The sequence below is a fragment of the Catellatospora paridis genome, assembly GCF_009720365.1.
Classification (GTDB): domain Bacteria; phylum Actinomycetota; class Actinomycetes; order Mycobacteriales; family Micromonosporaceae; genus Catellatospora; species Catellatospora paridis.
In genome coordinates this window covers 176683-194707 of the sequence record NZ_ML769321.1, presented here as the reverse complement: position 1 = coordinate 194707, position 18025 = coordinate 176683, and the positions used below count along the sequence as shown (strand labels likewise).

The 18025-nt window shown below is 72.3% G+C and carries 15 protein-coding genes; 6 read left to right on the top strand and 9 right to left on the bottom strand.

Annotated features, from left to right (window positions below; genetic code table 11):
- The first annotated feature begins 109 nt into the window (after window positions 1–109).
- Genes F9C41_RS24510 through F9C41_RS24500 form a run of 3 tightly spaced genes read left to right on the top strand, consistent with a single transcriptional unit; the run spans window position 110 to window position 2842 of the window.
- The gene (locus F9C41_RS24510) at window positions 110–871 is read left to right on the top strand and encodes an SDR family NAD(P)-dependent oxidoreductase (RefSeq protein WP_155389184.1); all 762 of its coding nucleotides are present in this window, start codon (window positions 110–112) and stop codon (window positions 869–871) included.
- Window positions 872–884: 13 nt separating this feature from the next.
- The gene (locus F9C41_RS24505) at window positions 885–1514 is read left to right on the top strand and encodes a cysteine hydrolase family protein (protein WP_155389183.1); all 630 of its coding nucleotides are present in this window, start codon (window positions 885–887) and stop codon (window positions 1512–1514) included.
- Between the two features lie 59 nt (window positions 1515–1573).
- A complete protein-coding gene (locus tag F9C41_RS24500) occupies window positions 1574–2842 on the top strand; it encodes a WD40 repeat domain-containing protein (RefSeq protein WP_155389182.1) in 1269 nt (422 codons plus the stop codon).
- Between the two features lie 24 nt (window positions 2843–2866).
- Here the strand turns inward: F9C41_RS24500 and F9C41_RS24495 are convergent, their stop codons facing one another.
- From F9C41_RS24495 to F9C41_RS24485, 3 genes are all read right to left on the bottom strand, one after another.
- Window positions 2867–5035 carry a COG1361 S-layer family protein gene (locus tag F9C41_RS24495; protein ID WP_155389181.1) on the bottom strand — a complete coding sequence of 723 codons (2169 nt, stop codon included), beginning with the start codon at window positions 5033–5035 and terminating at the stop codon, window positions 2867–2869.
- A gap of 165 nt (window positions 5036–5200) precedes the next feature.
- Window positions 5201–5671 carry a YdeI/OmpD-associated family protein gene (locus F9C41_RS24490; RefSeq protein ID WP_230689974.1) on the bottom strand — a complete coding sequence of 157 codons (471 nt, stop codon included), beginning with the start codon at window positions 5669–5671 and terminating at the stop codon, window positions 5201–5203.
- Window positions 5672–5803: 132 nt separating this feature from the next.
- Window positions 5804–6073 (bottom strand): GlsB/YeaQ/YmgE family stress response membrane protein, encoded by a 270-nt coding sequence (locus tag F9C41_RS24485; protein WP_144120774.1) that lies wholly within the window; start codon window positions 6071–6073, stop codon window positions 5804–5806.
- Window positions 6074–6270: 197 nt separating this feature from the next.
- Here F9C41_RS24485 and F9C41_RS24480 point away from each other — a divergent pair, with 197 nt between their 5' ends.
- Window positions 6271–7173 carry a hemerythrin domain-containing protein gene (locus F9C41_RS24480; protein WP_230689972.1) on the top strand — a complete coding sequence of 301 codons (903 nt, stop codon included), beginning with the start codon at window positions 6271–6273 and terminating at the stop codon, window positions 7171–7173.
- 64 nt (window positions 7174–7237) lie between these two features.
- On the opposite strand, the gene uvrA is transcribed toward F9C41_RS24480, so the two are convergent.
- Both uvrA and ykgO read right to left on the bottom strand, forming a co-directional pair.
- Window positions 7238–9769: an excinuclease ABC subunit UvrA gene (gene uvrA / locus F9C41_RS24475; protein WP_230689970.1), complete on the bottom strand. Its 2532-nt coding sequence runs from the start codon at window positions 9767–9769 to the stop codon at window positions 7238–7240.
- Window positions 9770–9889: 120 nt separating this feature from the next.
- Entirely contained in the window at window positions 9890–10012 is a 123-nt protein-coding gene (gene ykgO, locus F9C41_RS24470; protein WP_120315119.1) for a type B 50S ribosomal protein L36, read from the bottom strand.
- Between the two features lie 254 nt (window positions 10013–10266).
- On the opposite strand from ykgO, the gene F9C41_RS24465 reads away from it, so the two are divergent.
- Window positions 10267–10704 carry a general stress protein gene (locus F9C41_RS24465; protein ID WP_155389253.1) on the top strand — a complete coding sequence of 146 codons (438 nt, stop codon included), beginning with the start codon at window positions 10267–10269 and terminating at the stop codon, window positions 10702–10704.
- Between the two features lie 28 nt (window positions 10705–10732).
- Here the strand turns inward: F9C41_RS24465 and F9C41_RS24460 are convergent, their stop codons facing one another.
- The 4 genes from F9C41_RS24460 to F9C41_RS24445 form a co-directional block, all read right to left on the bottom strand.
- Window positions 10733–12622, bottom strand: a complete 1890-nt coding sequence (locus F9C41_RS24460) for a sensor domain-containing diguanylate cyclase (protein WP_155389178.1) — start codon at window positions 12620–12622, stop codon at window positions 10733–10735.
- A gap of 91 nt (window positions 12623–12713) precedes the next feature.
- A complete protein-coding gene (locus F9C41_RS24455; protein WP_155389177.1) occupies window positions 12714–13265 on the bottom strand; it encodes a phosphate-starvation-inducible PsiE family protein in 552 nt (183 codons plus the stop codon).
- A gap of 19 nt (window positions 13266–13284) precedes the next feature.
- Window positions 13285–13797, bottom strand: coding sequence for a methylated-DNA--[protein]-cysteine S-methyltransferase (locus tag F9C41_RS24450; RefSeq protein ID WP_155389176.1), 513 nt, complete (start codon window positions 13795–13797; stop codon window positions 13285–13287).
- Between the two features lie 29 nt (window positions 13798–13826).
- On the bottom strand, window positions 13827–14498 hold the full coding sequence (locus F9C41_RS24445; protein WP_155389175.1) for a maleylpyruvate isomerase family mycothiol-dependent enzyme: 672 nt from the start codon (window positions 14496–14498) through the stop codon (window positions 13827–13829).
- A gap of 289 nt (window positions 14499–14787) precedes the next feature.
- Between F9C41_RS24445 and F9C41_RS24440 the strand changes: the two genes are divergently transcribed.
- Window positions 14788–17952, top strand: coding sequence for a glycoside hydrolase family 3 N-terminal domain-containing protein (locus F9C41_RS24440; protein ID WP_155389174.1), 3165 nt, complete (start codon window positions 14788–14790; stop codon window positions 17950–17952).
- The last annotated feature ends 73 nt before the right edge of the window (window positions 17953–18025 follow it).

The window sequence follows — 18025 nt, the reverse complement described above, 5'->3', positions numbered from 1 at the left end:
GGGCCCCCGGCCCCGCCCCCGCCTGCGCCCCGGGGGCGGGCCCCCGGGGGGCCGCCCGGCGCCCCCACGGCGGCTCACCACCAGCACACCGTAAGGAGCCGACACCGTCATGCCATCCACCGATTTATCCTTCGCCGACCGCGTCGTCATCGTCACCGGGGCAGGCTCAGGCATCGGGCGCGCCGCCGCACTCGCGTTCGCCGAGCACGGAGCGAAGGTCCTGGGCGTCGGACGCCGCGCGCAGGCCCTCGAGGCCACCGCCCGGCAGCACCCGGCAGTCGTCCCGCTGGCCATCGACGTCCGGGCGCCGCACGCGGCCGACACCATCACCGCGGCCGCCGTCGATCGGTGGGGACGGATCGACGTGCTGGTCAACAACGCGGGCATCACCGCGCTGATGCCGCTGGCCGAAGCCACCGCCGAGCGCATCGCGGACCTGTTCGAGGTCAACGTCACCGCCCCCAGCCTGCTCGCCCGTGCCGCGCTGCCGCACCTGCGCGAGACCCGCGGCTCGATCGTCAACGTCTCCAGCACGTACGGCCGCCGGCCGCTGCCCGGCGCGTCCCACTACGCCGCCACCAAAGCCGCCGTCGAGCAGCTCACCCGCAGCTGGGCACTGGAACTGGCCCCCGCGGGCATCCGCGTCAACGCGGTCGCGCCCGGGCCCACCGAGAGCGAGGCGCTCGGCGCGGCCGGCCTGTCACCCGAGCTGCTCGCCCAGATCAAGAAGCAGGAGGCCGAACGCATCCCGCTCGGCCGGCGCGGCGAACCGCACGAGGTCGCCACCTGGATCCTGCGGCTGGCCGACCCCGACGCGGTCTGGCTCACCGGGCAGATCCTGGCCGTCGACGGCGGCCTGGAACTCATCTGAGCGAGGAGGGACCATGCCTGGCGACGACTACGCACCGGGACGCTGCGGGCTGCTGCTGATCGACACCGTTAACGAGGTGTTCGACCCCAAGGGCAAAGGCCACGCGCTGTACAAGGACGAGTTCGCACGGATCGGCACCTTCGACAACCTGCGCCGGCTGCTGGCCGGTGTGCGGGAACGCGACGTGCCCGTGTTCTTCTCCGGGATGTCCTACAGCGACGAGGAGTACAACCGCTGGGGCCGGCTGACCGGGATCCACCGGGAGATGTTCGACAACCGGCTCTTCGAGGCCGGCAGCTGGGCCGCCGAGTTCCACCCCGAACTGTCACCGGGCCCCGGCGAGGTCGCGCTCGCGCCGCACAAGAACATCGACGTGTTCGCCAGCACCGACCTCGACGCGCAGCTGCGCCACCACGGGGTGGAGTTCTTCGCCGTCGCCGGGATGATCGGCACCATGTGCGTCGAGTCGACCGCCCGTGCCGCGATGGAACGCGGCTACCACGTGACGACCATTCCGGACGCCACCGCGTCCGAGGCAGGTCCGGCCGCGTACGACGCCATGGTCGCGCGCTATCCGCTGTTCTCGCACGCGACCTGCACGGTCGACGAGTACCTGCGGGCGCTCGACGAGGCCCGCCGCTGATACGGTGCGGGCCGCAGCGCGGCGAGAGCGGGCCGCGCGCCTGACGGCGGAGGCGGCACATGGGCGACGGCGCGACCACTCTGGACACGGTGCTGGCCGGTGAGCCCTCGGCCGAGGCCTGGGCCGACGCCGTGCCGCTGCTCGAACACGCGCATCCCGACGACCTGGCCGCCGCCCGCCCGCGGTTGCTCGACTGGCCCGCGCGGTACAGGCCGATGCCCGACAGCTGGTGGGACGAGCAGCGCGCCGGGCAGCACCGGCCCTGGCACCGGCTGGCGGCCTGGCGCGAACTCGGCGACCTCGACGACGTCCAGAGCGGCGGCACCCCGCGCTCGCCCGGCGAGGACGACTTCGCCAACTTCGGCGAGGGGGCCGTCTCGGTGGCGTGCCCGCCGGACCCGGCCTGGCTGGTGCTGTGCGCGGCGGCCGAGTGGCACCACAGCGGCGGCGACATCGTGGTGTGGGGCACCGGCCCGCAGGTCCCCGGCCGGCTGCTGCTCGACGGCAGCGGCTTCCATGACGAGGCGCTGGACGTGCAGCTCAGCCCGGACGGCTCGGTCGCGGTCGCCTCGGTCGAGGGCCGCCTGCACGCCTGGCGGACGCCCGACGGCAAGGAGCTGTGGCAGCTCGACCTCGGACCGGCGCGGGAGTCCGTGGACGACTTCGACATGGCCCTCATGACGGTCCGGATCGGGTTCAGCGGGGACGGCCGACGCGTCGCGGCCGGATCCGTGGGGCGCGGGCTGCGGGTGATCGACCCCGGGACGGGCGAGGTCCTCGTCGAGCTGCAGGTCGACACCTGCGGCCCGGTGGCGCTCGACCACGCGGGCCGGCTGCTGGCCCACGCCGGCGAGGCGGGCGGGATCGCCGTACGCGACGCGGCCTCCGGCACGATCAGGTTCCACCACGACACCGGACTGTCCGTCGTGAACGCGCTGGCCTTCGCCCCGGACGGCACCGGGCTGCTCGTCGCGGGCGGCGCCCCGGACGACACCCCGGCCGCGGTGCTGCTCACGCTCGACGGCGACCGGGTCGTGCACGGCCGCCTGGTCCGGCCGGAGGGCCTGCCGCCGGGCCTGTCCGGGCGGTCGCCGCTCGCCGCGGTGTCCACCCGCTGCGTATGGGGCGGGCACGGGCCCCTGGTCCTCGCCGTCGACGACGGCGGTGCGGTGCTGTTCGACGCCGTGGGAAGTCTCCTGTGGACCGAACCCGCCGGGGCCGTCGGCGGCTTCTCCCCCGCCGGGGACATGCTCGCCGTGCTCGGCGACACCGTCGGCGTGGTGCTGCTCGACGGGCTGAGGCCGGCGCCTCCTGCCGTGGATCGGTGAAAGGCAGGAGGCGCCGGCCGATCGTCAGTTCTTCTTCTTCCAGACGAAGAACCGGATGGTGCTCGTGTTGTTGTCGAGGTTCGGGTCCTCGGTCGTGCTCGACACCGTGGCGGTGTTGGTGAGCTCGCCCTCGGCACGGACCCTCAGCTTGATCGGGAACTCGAGCGTGCCGCCCGCCGCCAGGCTCTCGGCGGTGCAGGTCACGACGTGGTCCTGCCCCGAGTCGTAGGTGCAGGCCGACGGCAGCGACTCCACCCCGACCTTGTCCGGGCGCAGCGGCAGGGTGTCCAGCACCGTGATGTTCTGCGCGTCCGACGGGCCGAGGTTGCGGACCGTCAGCGTGAGCAGCACGATCGTGCCCTTGTCCTTCTTGTCGCCGGACGTGAGCGCCTCCTGCTCCTGCCAGGTCTGCGTCGCCGCGGCCTCGATCGCGAGGTCCGCGGAGGTCTCCACGGTGGTCTCCGTGGTGGCCGTGTTGTTGTCGCCGTTCGGGTCGGAAGTCGTGGAGGACACCGTGACCGAGTTGGTCAGCGTCGTGCCGTCCGGCACGTCCGCCCCGACCGCCACCGTCAACTTGACCGTCCGGCCCGGGCCCACCGCGAGCGTGCCGAGCGTGCAGACGACCTCACCCGGCTCCTCCGCGGTGCACACGGCGTCGCCGCTGCTCTCCACGAACGTCGTGCCGGCGGGCAGCGTGTCCGTCAGCACGACGTTCTCCGCGTTCGACGGGCCGGCGTTGGTCGCGACGATGGTGTACTTCAGCTGCTCGCCGGCCGTCACCGGGTCCGGCGAGTCGACCTTGGTCACCGACAGGTCGGCCGACGCGGTGACGTCGGTGGGGATGCTGGCACGGACGTCGCTGTTGTCCGGGTCGGCGGTGGCGCTGGACACGATGGCGTCGTTGAACAGGCGCGTGCCGGGCACCAGGTCCGCGGTGACCCGGCCGACGACCGTGATGGTCGCGGTCGCACCGTTGGCGAGGTTGCCCAGGCCGCACTCCAGCTTGCCGCCGTCGGGCTGCCCGTTGGTGCACGAGCCGGACGGAGACGTCACCGAGTCGAAGGTGACCCCGGCGGGCATGGTGTCGCGCACGACCACGTCGCGAGCCGTCGACGGGCCGCTGTTGGTCACCGTGATGGTGTAGGTGAGGGTGCCGCCCGCGTCGACGGTCGCGTCGCCGGTCTTCACCAGGCTCAGGTCAGCCGAGCCGAGGAAGTCGACGCGGCCGGTCGCCTTGTTGTTGCCCTTGTCCGGGTCGGCGGTCGTGCTGCGTACCGTCGCGGTGTCGTTGATCTGGGTCACGTCCTCGGCGGTCACGACGACCCGCACCACACCCCGCGTCCCGGCCGCGATCGTCCCCAGCGTGCAGTTGAGGGTGAAATCGCGGGTCGGCTCGGTCGGGATCGCCGCGCAGGTCCCCGGGCTCACCCGCACCCGCGACACCCGGAACGGTGCCGCGGAGGTGAGCACGTCGGTCAGCGTCACGTTCTGGGCGTCGGACGGGCCCAGGTTGTCGACGTAGATGTCGCAGTAGCCCTCGGCGCCGGCCGCGGCGGGCTCGTCGGGCTTGCACACCTTGGTGAGCGAGAGGTCGGCGGCGGTGGCGACCCTGGTCGTCGTGGTCACGGTGCTGGGCGACTCGTCGCTCGGGCTGGTGACGGTGGCCGAGTTGGTGAGCGTGAGGCCGGTGAAGCTGGCGTCGACGCGGACCTGGACCACGAACTGGATCGTCTGGCCGGCCGTCATCGGGCCCAGCAGGCAGGTCAGCGTGCCCGCGGCGTTGTCGCACGGGGTCGAGCTGGTCAGGAACGTCACGCCGGTGGGCAGTACGTCCGTGACGGTCACGGCCCGCGCGGGGTCGGGTCCGTTGTTGGTGACGGAGATCGTGTAGGTGATCTCCTCACCGGCGAGGACCGTTTCCGGCGTACCCACCTTGGTGATGGCCAGGCTGGCCGCGAGCGCCTGGTTCGACTGCGTCCGGCCGACGGCGCGCGTGGTGCCCGCGCCCTTGCTGATGATGTTCGTCGCGTGCGGCAGGCCGCGTACCGGCACGGACCGGTCCACTCCGGCCCGCTGGCTGACGAGCGCCGGGCCTGACGGGCCGGCGGCCGCCGCGGCCGCTGGTGCGACCACCGCGAGTCCGCCGGCCATGGCCAGCGCGACGTGCGCGGTGAGAAGGCGTCTACGAGACAACGGTGTCCCCCTGTCCTGGTTGATCTGGGTGCGTCACCCAATTCATCAACGCGCCAGGGTCACTTTGCGTAAGGGCTTAACTACTTTAAGAAACCAGATGGTACGGGCGGACGCGCCCCGAACGCTTCGCGGCCGCCGGATCCACCTGGCATTTGCCCGCGGGCCCTAAGCCGACGGTCGTTCCTTGCGGCCCGCTTCGAGCAGTTCGATCATCTCGGCAATCCGCAGCGGACGCTGCTCCGGGCGGCGTTTGGTGGCGTCGATCCACCGCAGATACGCCCGGCGGTAGAACTGGGCCAGCGAGTCGAAGAACGCCCCCGCCCGCGGATGGGCGTCGAGCGCCGCGGCCACGTCCTCGGCGAGGTCCGCGCGCTGCGGCCCCTCGGGCACGAGCTCGACCGCCACTGTCCCGCCGACCTGGACACCGCAGTCGCGCAGCCACGCCGGGCCCAGTGTGAACCCGAACCCGTCCCCCACCGCCTCGACGACGCCCCGCACCCGCATACCGCCGACGGTGCCGGTCACGTGGTGGCGCGGTTTGACTCCCCACACGGCGTCCGGATCGAACGGTAGAGGGACCACGACCCCGCCCCGGGCGGCGGCGCCGACCACGGCGTCGAAACGAACAGGTTCCACAGCATCCGATCCTCGCACCCGGCACGGCCGCCCCGGTAGACGACTCGGCGACCGCGCCGGTCGACCACCCTCGTGCGGCACGGGGCGGGCCCCGGACGATGATCGTCCGGGGCCCGCCATCCACCGCAGCGGTCAGACCGTGCCGCGGCCGCGCACGCCCGCGAGCAACGCCACGCCGAGCGCGGCGAGGCCGACCTGGAAGACGAGTTCGATCCAGTCGATGCCGTCCGTGACGGCGACGCCGACGGCCTGCGCGATCGCGGTGCCGATGATGGCCGCGACGATGCCGACCACAATGGTCAGCCAGATCGGCAGGCTCTGACGACCGGGCACGACCAGGCGTCCGAGCGCGCCGACGACGAGTCCGACGATGATGGCCGAGATGATACCGGCGACGGTCATGGTGTGCTCCTTAATGCGTGAGTCGGGGTTGCTCCGCGTCGCTTGGCTGCCCGGATCCGCATCGCGTCAAACCTCGCGCCGCTCGGCGCACCCGCCGGACGCCGAGGTTCGCCAACCCGGCCCGCGGCCATGCCGTTTCCATCAGGATGGACAGTGGCGCCACGGGGGTGGGGGTCGAAGGAAGAAGGGACGACACGATGGCGGAGCACACGAGTAGCAGCGGTTCGGCGGCCCGGGGACAGGACCACTCGGACATGGCGGGCGACATCGACACGATGACCGTCAACCAACTCCGCGGCTGGCTCAAAGACCACGGCGTGACCGGGACCTCGGGCATGCGCAAGGAGGAACTGGTCAAGGCAGCGGTGAAGACGATGCGCTCCGACCAGGGCACGGCCTCACCGAACATCGCCACCGGCAAGAAGAGCACGGGCACCAAGAGCACAGCGAGCAGCGCGGCCATCCACAAGACCGCCGGGGACACCGGCAAGAAGACCGCCCATGCCCCGGCCAGCCCGCGCGCCGAAGCCGGCTCCGGCCGGGCCGCCGAGACGGCCTGGGAGAGCGGCAACGACGACGTGATCGACCTGCTGCTGGCCCACCACGAGCAGATCAAGCAGCTGTTCGGGCAGGTCGCACGGGCGCACGGCGAGCAGAAGCAGTCGGCCTGGCGGCAGCTGAAGGACCTCCTGGTGCTCCACGAGAGCATCGAGCAGCAGCTGGTGCACCCGCTGGCCGCCCGGCGGGTGCCCGACGGCGAGGACGTCATCGAGTCGCGGCTGCAGGAGGAGCAGCAGGCCACCGAGGACCTGTCCCGGCTGTACGAGATGGGCATCGATCATCCGCAGTTCGACGACGGCCTGATCGAGCTGCGCGACGCCGTCGTCGAGCACGCCGAGCTGGAAGAGGACGAGGAGTTCGGCTACCTGCGCGAGAACGTGCCGGCCGAGCAGCTGATCGGCCTCGCCACCGCGGCCCGCGCCGCCGAGCGGATTGCGAGCCGGCCGCACGCGGACATGCCCGCGTCGGGCCCGCAGAACGGCTCGCCGGCGGCCATCGCCGACCGGGTCCGTGGCGCGCTGCGCGATGCCTTGAAGTGAACCGGTCCGGCCGCACCGCCCGCCGCGCACCTGACCGGCGGGCGCTGCGGCGTGCCCGGACCGGCTAGCGCGACCGCCGCGCGGGCAGCCTGCGGGCCAGGTAGCGGGCGGTGTGACCGCCGGCCGCGGCGACCTGCTCGGGGGTGCCCGCGGCCACGATCCGGCCGCCCGCGTCACCGCCGCCCGGCCCCAGATCGACGACCCAGTCGGCGGTCGCGACCACGCCCATGTCGTGCTCGACGACGATCACCGTGTTCCCGGCGTCGACCAGGTCCTGCAACTGGCCCATCAGCAGCTCGACGTCGGCCGGGTGCAAGCCGGTGGTCGGCTCGTCCAGCAGGTAGAGGGTGTGCCCGCGATGTGCGCGCTGCAGCTCGGTGGCGAGCTTGATGCGCTGCGCCTCACCGCCGGACAGTTCGGTGGCGGGCTGGCCGAGCCGCAGGTAGCCGAGGCCGACCTCGCGCAGGGTGCCCAGACTCCGGGCGGCCGCGGGCACGTCGTCCAGGAAGCGCCAGGCCTGCTCGACGGTCATCGCCAGCACGTCGGCGATGGTGGCGCCGCGGTACGTGATCTCCAGCGTCTCCGGGTCGTAGCGGGCGCCGTGGCAGTCGGGGCAGGTCGCGTAGGTGCCCGGCAGGAAGATCAGCTCCACGGTGACGAAGCCTTCGCCCTGACACGTCGGGCAGCGGCCGGCCGGCACGTTGAACGAGAACCGCCCGGGGTCGTAGCCGCGGGCCCGCGCCTGTTCGGTGCCCGCGAAGACCTTGCGTACGGCGTCGAACATGCCGGTGTAGGTGGCGAGGTTCGAGCGGGGCGTGCGGCCGATCGGCTTCTGGTCCACGCGTACCAGCCGGTCGAAGTGCTCCAGGCCGCGCACGTCGGCGGCGAGCACGTCCTGGTCGTCGACCGGCGCGACGGACGGCTCCCCTTCGGCGTCGTCGTCGGGCTCCGTCGCCGCGACGCCGAGGTGGCGGGCGACGACCTCGGCCACCACCTGCGTGACCAGCGTCGACTTGCCGGACCCGGACACTCCGGTCACCGCCGTCAGCACGCCCAGCGGCAGGTCGGCGTCCAGGTCACGCAGGTTGTGCCGGTTGACGCCGCGCAGCCGCAGCCAGCCCGTGGGGTGGCGCGGTTCGCGCCGCCGCGGCCGGGCGCCGCCGGGGAACAGGTACGGGCGGGTGGCCGACTCGGCGGCGTCGCGCAGCCCGGCGACCGGTCCGCTGTAGACGATCCGCCCGCCGGCCTCGCCCGCGCCGGGCCCGACGTCGACGACCCAGTCCGCACGGCGTACCACGTCCATGTCGTGCTCCACGACGAAGACGGAGTTGCCCGCGGCGCGCAGCTGGTCGAGGACCTGCAGGAGCGGCTCGGCGTCGGCGGGGTGCAACCCGGCCGACGGCTCGTCGAGCACGTACACCACGCCGAACAGTCCCGAACGCAGCTGGGTGGCGATCCGCAGCCGCTGCGCCTCGCCCGGCGACAGCGTCGGCGCCGGCCGGTTGAGCTGCAGGTAGCCGAGCCCCAGTCCGGTCAGCACGCCGATCCGTTCGGTCAGGTCGGCGGCGAGCGTGCGGGCGACTTCGCTGTGCTCCCCTGACAGCGACGACTCCCACGCCGGCTCCGGGTCGGCCAGGGCCGCGGTGGGCCGCAGCACCTCGGCCAGCTCCGACAGCGGCAGCGCGACGAGTTCGGCGATGGTGCGCCCGGCGAAGGTCACCGCCAGCGCCTCCGGCCGCAGCCCGGTTCCGCCGCAGGTGGGGCACGGCCCGATCGTCACGAAGCGGAGCGCGCGGGCGCGGTTGCGCTCGCTCTTGGAGTCGGTGAGCGTATGCATGATGTGCGACCGGGCGCTCCAGAACCGCCCGTTGTACACGGCTTCGCCGCGATCCCGGTGCGGATGCACCTCGACGACGGGTTGCTCGTCGGTGTACAGAATCCAGTCCCGCTGCGACTTCGGCAGCCGGTGCCAGGGCCGGTCCACGTCGACGCCGAGCGCGACGAGGATGTCGCGCAGGTTGACGCTCTGCCACGCGCCGGGCCAGGCCGCCACCGCGCCCTCGCGGATGCTCAGCTTCGGGTCGGGCACCATGAGCCGTTCGGAGACCACGTGCGTGCGGCCCAGCCCGTGGCAGGTCGGGCACGCACCCGCGACGGTGTTCGGGGAGAAGGCCTCGGCCTCCAGCCGCTGGGTGGTGCCGGCCGGGTAGGTGCCGGCGCGTGACAGCAGCAGCCGCAGCAGGTTCGACAGGGTGGTCAGCGTGCCCACGGTCGAGCGGGCCCCGCCCGAGCCGCGGCGCTGCTGGAGCGCGACCGCCGGGGGCAGCCCGGTGATCTCCTTGACCTGCGGTGCGGGCAGCTGGTTGAGCAGCCGGCGGGCGTACGGCGCGACCGACTCGAAGTACCGCCGCTGGGCCTCGGCGTAGACGGTGGCGAACGCCAGTGAGGACTTGCCCGAGCCGGAGATGCCGGTGAACGCGACCAGGGCGTCGCGCGGCAGGTCCACGTCCACGTCGCGCAGGTTGTGCACCCGCGCACCGCGCACCCGGACGAACGGATCGCGAGCCGGCGGGCTCGGCTGCCGCGTCCTGGGCACACTCGCCTCCCGGGCGGATTCGGTCCAGCCGAGCATATCGAGAAGCTTGCCCACATTCTGGGCCTTCCGGGTTGCCTGAACGCCCGGCGGCCACGTGGTGGCCGCCGGGCGGTGCGCGGGTCAGCCCTGGCGGGTCTTCTGGCGCGGGTCGGCCTTGTTGATCACGAAAACGGCGCCGTGGCGGCGCACCACGATGGAGTTCGGCCGGTTCTTGAGACTGCGAAGCGAGCTTCGGACCTTCATCTTGCACCTGCCCTTTCTGGTTGCGCCATCAACAACCGATGCGCCCCGACCCGCATTCCCGCAGCTCAGGGGTACACCAGGGCGCTTGTCCGCAAACCCGTCAAAACACCATGTTCAGGCGATGAGACGCGCGATGATCAGGACGAGCAGACCCGGCCGAACAAGGGAGCATCATGAGCACGTCGTCCACGGCGGGAGCCGGCGGTTTCGCCGGACAGCCGGTGCCCGTACAGCCCGTCGACCCCAGCCGGGCGATGGTCTCCGTCGCCACCTATCCGGAATACGCCGACGCGCAGCGCGCGGTGGACTTCCTGTCCGACAACAAGTTCCCCGTCGAGCACAGCGCGATCGTCGGCACCAACCTGCGCATGGTGGAGCAGGTGCTCGGCCGGATGACCACCGGCCGGGCCACCCTGTACGGCGCGGGCGCCGGCGCCTGGTTCGGCCTGTTCATCGGGCTGCTCTTCGGCATCTTCGTGCCGACGAACTGGTTCGCCGTCGTGCTGACCGCGCTGGTGATCGGCGCGATCTGGGGCGCGATCTTCGGTGCGATCGCGCACGCGATGACCCGCGGCAAGCGCGACTTCACGTCCAGCCGCTCGCTGCAGGCGGGCGAGTACGCCGTCAGCGTCACCGCCGAGCACGCCGAGCAGGCACGGCAACTGCTCTCCCGGCTCACCCCGGCGGGCTGACCGCCGCGGTTCATCGCCGCGGGCACGTTCACTCTGTGCCGGGCTCCGGCCGGAGGCCGGCGACGCCGGTCACCCGGGCATGCACCTGGATGCCCGAGCCGTCGCGCTTCGCCTCGTACATGGCGATGTCCGCGTCCCGGAGCAGGGCGTCGAACTGCCTGTCGGAGCCGACCGCGATGCCGATGCTCGCCCGTGCCGACAGCCGGTGGCCGTCGATCATCGCGGGCTCGGCCAGCGCGCTCAGGATGCGGCGCGCGGTGGCGACCGCGCCCTCGGTGGTGGTCCCCGTCAGCAGGACCACGAACTCGTCGCCGCCGAGGCGGGCCACCGTGTCGGTCGGCCGGACGCACCGGCGCAGCCGGTCGGCGACGACGACCAGCAGCTGGTCGCCCACCGGGTGGCCCAGCTCGTCGTTGACCGACTTGAAGTCGTCGAGATCGAGCAGCAGGACCGCCTCCTGGCGCACCGGCTCGTGCCGCAGTTGCCGGACCTTCTCGTTCAGCAGTGCCCGGTTGGGCAGCCCGGTGAGCTCGTCGTGGGTGGCCTGGTGGCGCAGGAGGTCCTGCAGCGACCTGGCTTCGGTCACGTCGCGGATGTTGATGATGACACCGGCGACGTCGGGCTCCTGGAGCCGGTTGGTGGCCAGCGCTTCGCCCCAGCGGATGGAGCCGTCGGCATGGTGCGCCTTAAGCTGCCGGCGCACGCTGCCCGCGGGGTCGGCGAGCACGTCCGCCAGCAGTTTCTCGACAGCGGGCGCATCGTCGGGACGCAGCAGGCCGGTCAGCGGCCGGCCCACGGCCTGCCGGGGATCGACGCCGAGCAGGTCGCGCAGCGCGGGGCTGGCGTAGCCGACCACACCGTCGGCGTCGACGAGCAGGGTGAGGTCGGAGGCGTGCTGGACCAGGGACCGGAACCGCTTCTCCTGATGGCGCATGCGGTCCAGCAACTGCGCGTTGTCGGCGAAGGCCAGGTTCTGGCGGAACATCACGAGCGTCACGACCGTGCCCGCGCCTACCACCATCCCCCACCCGCGCAACGACAGCCCCGATCGCCACACCTCGGCCACCAGCATGAGCTGGGTCGCGGCCACGGCGAGGTAGGGCAGGCGACTGTGCGCCGGGCGCCGCCGCTTGGTCAGTCCGCTTGGCCGGGCTCCCATCTGCAGGTACTGCGCCCGTGCGGCGACCGCGAAGAGCAACGCCGACGCCAGCTGGGCGGCGTTGAGCAGCCGGGCGTCCGTCGCCTGCAGGTTGAGCAGGTGCAGCACCGACCATGCCCCGATCACCACACCGGCCCCCAGCGCCACTCCCGCCCCGGGCGTGAACGGCGCGTTGCCGCTGATCAGGAGCTTCACCGCCCCGAACACCGCGAGCAGGGCCATGGCGCTGGCCAGCACCGTGACGTACAGCCGAGCGGTGTTCAGCGGCGCTGACCCGCCGGGCACGCACAGATGCCAGGCCAGCATGGCGAACGCGACCATGATCGCGGCCACGTCCAGCCGCAGCCGGGCCCGTGCCCGACAGGGCATGACCAAGGGGAAGGCATACATGGCCCAGCCCAGGATCGCCACACCCACGGCGACGAGCAGCGTCCACAGGATGACCGCGGGCTCGCTTCGCGGCGGACGGCTGAGGCCGCCGAAGAGGGTGACCAGGTTGCCGACCGCGAAGACGAGGCCGGCGACGGCGATACAGCGCCAGAACCGGCGAGCCGCCGGGGCTATCCGACGCTTCGCCACGACCTGCCGGCACAGCCAGGCGAAAAGGACCCACACCGCTGCTTGGAGCCCATCCACCACACCGGCGGGCACTGGCGCCCGCAGCAGCGCGACGATCGACGCGAGCGCCACGGCCGCCAGTGCGCCGAGAACAGGGTCGAGGACTCGACCCCCGTGCCGCTGCGGCACGGATCCGTTCATCCGTTCTACGCTACGCGGCCTCGGGAGCCCGGTCAGACGCCTGCGAGTAACGCCCGGCTCAGGTCCCGGCGGGGAACCGGCCCGGCGCGGCTCAATCGCCGGTGTGCCGCCGGGTCGACCAGCGGTTCACCACCAGGGCAGCGACCAGGGCCACCACCACGCCGGCGTCCACGACGAGTTCCACCAGCCGGGTCCGGACCTCGGCCTCGGTCTGCACCACGGACAGCCGGACCACCAGGGACAGGATGTGCCGGACCACCGCGATGACCGCGACCAGCAGGAACGGCTCCAGCATGAACCGTGCCCCGCGCAGGCTGGCCAGCACGGTCACGAAGATCTCCATGATGATGAGCACGAGCAGCAGGTCCTCGATGACGAGGATCAACCGGTCGGGCACCGCGAGGTTGCCGCGGAACGCCTCCGCCACCGTGAGCACCAGCACCACCGCGCCGACCAGCAGCAGCACGAGCGCGGTCCCGTACAGCAGCACCCACTCGATCCGGGAGAGCAGGCGCAGCGCGGGATTGTCCGCCCGCTGGGCGTCGCCGGTGTCGACCAGCGTCTCGGCGAGCTTCGACGGCGAGGACTGGTCCGGGGCGTCTGCTTTGTCAGCTCTCGGGGGTCCATCTACCGATTCGGACACCTGATCAGGATATGCCCTTTCAGAACAGTCTGCCCGCCTTGACCTCGGCCGGCTCCTCCAGTTCGAGCAGGAACTGCTTGCGTTCCAGGCCCCCGGCGAACCCGGTGAGCCTGCCGTCGCTGCCCACCACCCGGTGGCACGGCACGATCACCGAGACCGGGTTGCGGCCCACGGCCTGCCCCACCCGCTGGGCCAGCGCCGGGTTGCCCAGCTCCGCGGCGAGCGCGCCGTAGGTGGTGGTGACGCCGTGCGGGATCTCGCGCAGCAGCGCCCACACCCGCTGCTGGAAGTCGTCGCCGTGCAGCGCGACCGGCACGTCGAACGACGTACGCCGCCCGGCCAGGTATTCGGCGAGCTCCCCGGCCGTCCGGGTGAACAGCGCGTCGTCGGCCGCCTCGACGTACGGGCCGATGGCCTCGGGCTTCGGCGGGTACCAGTGTCCCGGGAAGTACAGCCCGATCAGCTCGTCGCCGTCCGCGACGAACGTCAGCTCGCCGAGCCCGGTGTCGATCCGCGTGTGCCGCGCGCTCATGGCCTGCCCTCCCTGGTCACCTCAGCCGATCATGTCACCGGCAACCGGCAGCGGTCTCGCAGGATTGCGACACCTTGCCCGTCGAGCTCGTCGCAGTACACCTCGCGCCCGGTCATCGCCATCACCAGCGCCAGCGTCGGGCCGGACACCAGCTCCCCGGAGCCGGCGGTGAACGGGCCGTCGGTGGCGACCAGCCGCAGCCCGCCGATCCGCCCCTGGGCGAGCACGACCATGTCGGTGCCCTGGTAGTACTCGGCCAGCTGGGTGAGCGTGCCGATCGAGTACTCCCGGCGGATGCCCAGCGGCCGCCTGATGTCCTCGCCGTGCACGACCGACTCCCCGAGCACCGCCACGACGGGGATCGGCGCCTTGACGGTGCTCGTCACGACGCGGCGGAACCGGGCCAGCGTCTCGGCCGGGTCGGCGCCCAGCTGCTCGGCCAGGCGCATCGCCACCATCTTGTCGAAGTCGAACCGGCAGCGGATCACTCCGGCCATCCAACGCACCGGATTCAGGCTGGCCCCGGCGGTGAGGTGCGCCAGCACCTCGCGCACCGACAGCCCGGCGCACAAGGACGGCGTCGCCCACTGTTCGTCGCCCAGCGCCGCGAGGTCGTCGGCCAGGGCCGCCCGTTCGGCGTGGATCAGCTCCCAAGGCGGCGCTTCGGCTCGGGTGCGCTCCCGGTCTCGGGACGGGGTCATCGGGGTCCTCCTACGGTCGTCGGTGATTTCCGGTCGAGGATGAGACTCCCGGCAGGACCCGCAATCGTCGCTGTCGCGCCGGATTCCCGCAACGTGTCCGCAGGCACCCGGCCGAGAAAACGCTCTCACAGATGCTTGACGCCCGAAATGGCCGATCGCTATCGTTCGATGGTCATATCCGCATCAGTCGATGACCTCCGTCCGGCGCGTGACCGCTCTCACCTTCGACACGCCCCGTCGACTGGTTGGCGGCCTTCGACACGGTCCACCGTCCCCCGGAGGCTCCGCCATGCCCGGAAACATCCTGTCCGCACACCGAAGGCCCACCGCGGTACTCACCGTGGCCGCACTCGTCGCGTCGCTGCTGTCGGCCTCGCCGGGCCCGGCCTACGCCGCTACCCTGCCCGTGGTCGCCGACTACGAGGGCGAGCTGCCCATCACCACGTCGAGCCCCGGCATCTTCCCGTTCGGCAACGACGCCGCGAGCACGCCCGTGCTGTCGCAGGCCGCCGCACCCGACCGCCCCGGCGCGATGGCCGGCAACCACGCGCTGCGGTCGGTCTACAGCACCACGCAGTACGGCGGCCACTCCCACAACCTGACCGCGTCCCAGGACTGGACCGCGTACGGCGGGTTCAGCTTCTGGGCCAAGGGCAGCGGGTCCGGCCGCCAGATCCAGGTCGAGGTGAAGGACGGCGGGCCCGACGGCGAGCACAGCGAGCTGTGGGAGTCCCACTTCGCGGACACGGCCGACTGGCAGCAGGTGCGGATCCCGTTCGGCGACTTCACCAAGCGCACCGACTACCAGCCGTCGGGCGGCCCCACCGACGGCACGCTGACCCTGACGAACATGTGGGGATACGCGGTCAACCTGGGCAGCAACGTCAGCGGTGAGCTGCTCATCGACGACGTCGCGCTCTACGGCTCGGCGCAGCCCCGGGTGGGGCTCGCGCAGGATGCGTACACGACCGACGCGGGCGGCACGGTGAACGTCGCCGTCGTCGCCGACCAGCCCGGCGGCGGCCCGCTGGGCAACGCGGTGACCGTGCACTACACGGCGGGCGGCGGCACCGCGGTCGCGGGCGCCGACTTCACCGCCGCCGAGGGCACGCTGACCTTCCCGGCCGGCACCGCATCCGGCACGGTCAAGAACGTCGTGATCTCCACGATCGGCGGCACGCCCGCCTCGGTCGGCAAGACCATCCCGGTCAAGCTGACCGCCGAGGGCGCGACCCTCGGCGCGGACACCGCGGCCGTGGTGATCAACGCGCACGGGCTGCCCTACCTGGACGCGGGCCTGCCCGTCGCGCAGCGGGTCACCGACCTGATGTCGCGGATGAGCCTGGCCGACAAGGTGGGCCAGATGACGCAGGCCGAACGGGCCGCCGTCGGCAACGGCACCCCGATCATCACGTACCGGCTGGGCTCGCTGCTCTCGGGCGGCGGGTCGGTGCCCAACCCGAACACGCCCACCTCCTGGGCCGACATGATCGACAACTTCCAGCTGCATGCCCGGGCGACCCCGCTGCAGATCCCGCTGATCTACGGCATCGACTCGGTGCACGGCCACAACAACCTCGACGGCGCGACCGTCTTCCCGCACAACGTCGGCCTGGGCGCGACCCGCGACCCGGACCTGGTCAAGCGCACCGGTCAGGTCTCCGCGGCGGAGACCCGGGCCACCGGCATCCCGTGGACGTTCGCGCCGTGCGTGTGCGTGTCGCGCGACGAGCGCTGGGGCCGGGCGTACGAGGCGTTCGGCGAGGACCCGGCGCTGGTGCAGCTGCTGGCGACCATCGTCGACGGCCTGCAGCACGACGGGAACCTGGCCGACCCCGGCGCCGTGCTCGCCACCGCCAAGCACTTCCTCGGCGACGGCGGCACCCGCTACGGCTCGTCCAGCAACGGGTCCTACCTGATCGACCAGGGTGTCACCGCGGGCAGCCGGGAGCAGATCGAGGCGATCCACCTGGCCCCGTTCAAGACGGCGGTCCGCGAGGGCGTCGGCTCGGTCATGCCGTCGTACTCCAGCCTGCAGATCCTCGGCACGGACGCCGCGCCGGTGAAGATGCACGCCCGCACCGACCAGCTCACCGGGGTGCTCAAGCAGCAGCTAGGCTTCCAGGGCTTCGTGGTCAGCGACTGGCAGGGCATCGACCAGATCAGCCCCGACTACCGCAACAACGTCAAGGTCGGCGTCAACGCCGGCATCGACATGGTGATGGTCCCGTTCAACATCCAGGCCTTCACCACCGACCTGACCGCCCTGGCCGGCAGCGGCGACGTGCCGATGGCCCGCATCGACGACGCCGTCAAGCGCATCCTCACCCAGAAGTTCAAGCTGGGCCTGTTCGAGCGCCCGTTCACCGACCGGTCCGGGCTCGCCGCGATCGGCGGCGCGGCGCACCGGCAGGTCGCCCGGGAGGCCGCGGCGAAGTCTCAGGTGCTGCTCAAGAACGACCGCGGCGTCCTGCCGCTGTCCAAGAAGGCGAAGATCTACGTCGCCGGGTCCAACGCCGACGACCTGGGCAACCAGAACGGCGGCTGGACGCTGACCTGGCAGGGCACGTCCGGTAACGCGGGCAAGGGCGGCACCACGATCCTCGCCGGTATGCGGCAGGTCGCGCCCCAGGCTGCGATCACGTACAGCAAGGACGCCTCCGCGTCGACCGCGGGTCACTCGCTCGGCGTGGTCGTGGTCGGCGAGACGCCGTACGCCGAGGGTGTCGGCGACGTCGGCAACAACCACACGCTGCAGCTGTCGCTGGCGGATCGGGCCGCGGTCGACAAGGTGTGCCAGGCGATGCGCTGCGTGGTGCTGACCGTGTCCGGGCGGCCGCTGGACCTCACCGGCATCGTGCCGCGGGCCGCCGGCGTCGTCGCGTCGTGGCTGCCGGGCAGCGAGGGCGCGGGCGTGGCCGACGTGCTGTTCGGCAACCGGCCCTTCACCGGGCGGCTGCCGGTCAGCTGGTTCACCAGCGAGAGCCAGCTGCCGGTCAACGTCGGCGACCGGTACTACGACCCGTTGTTCGCGTACGGCTGGGGGCTGCGCACCGACAGCACGAAGGCCCGGCTGCAGGCGCTGCGCGGGCGGCTGGACGCGATCCGCGGTGACAGCGACCTGGCCGCCGCGGTGCGCTACCTCGACCGGGCACTGGCCCCCGGCCTGTGGCGCGCCGACGGCACGGCACGCGACGGCGACCGGATCCTGTCCTCACTGCACGACGCGGCCGGTTCACTGCAGCGATCCGGGCGGGCCGGCTTCGGCTACGACGACCCGCTGGTCTCCGTCGCCCGCGACATCGTGCAGGCGGCCGTGGTCACCGCCGGACCGGCCGGCATGCCGCTGACCGCGCAGCTCACCTCGGACGCCGAGCACGACCTGCTCAGCGGACGGCCACAGCTCGCGGTGTCCCGCCTCATCCAGGCGTTCGACAGGGTCGAGCACCTGTGACGAAGCGCCGTGGGGGGGGGGGGCGGGGGGGGCCACCGCGGCCCCCCCCCCCCCCCCCGGGACGGAGGGGGGG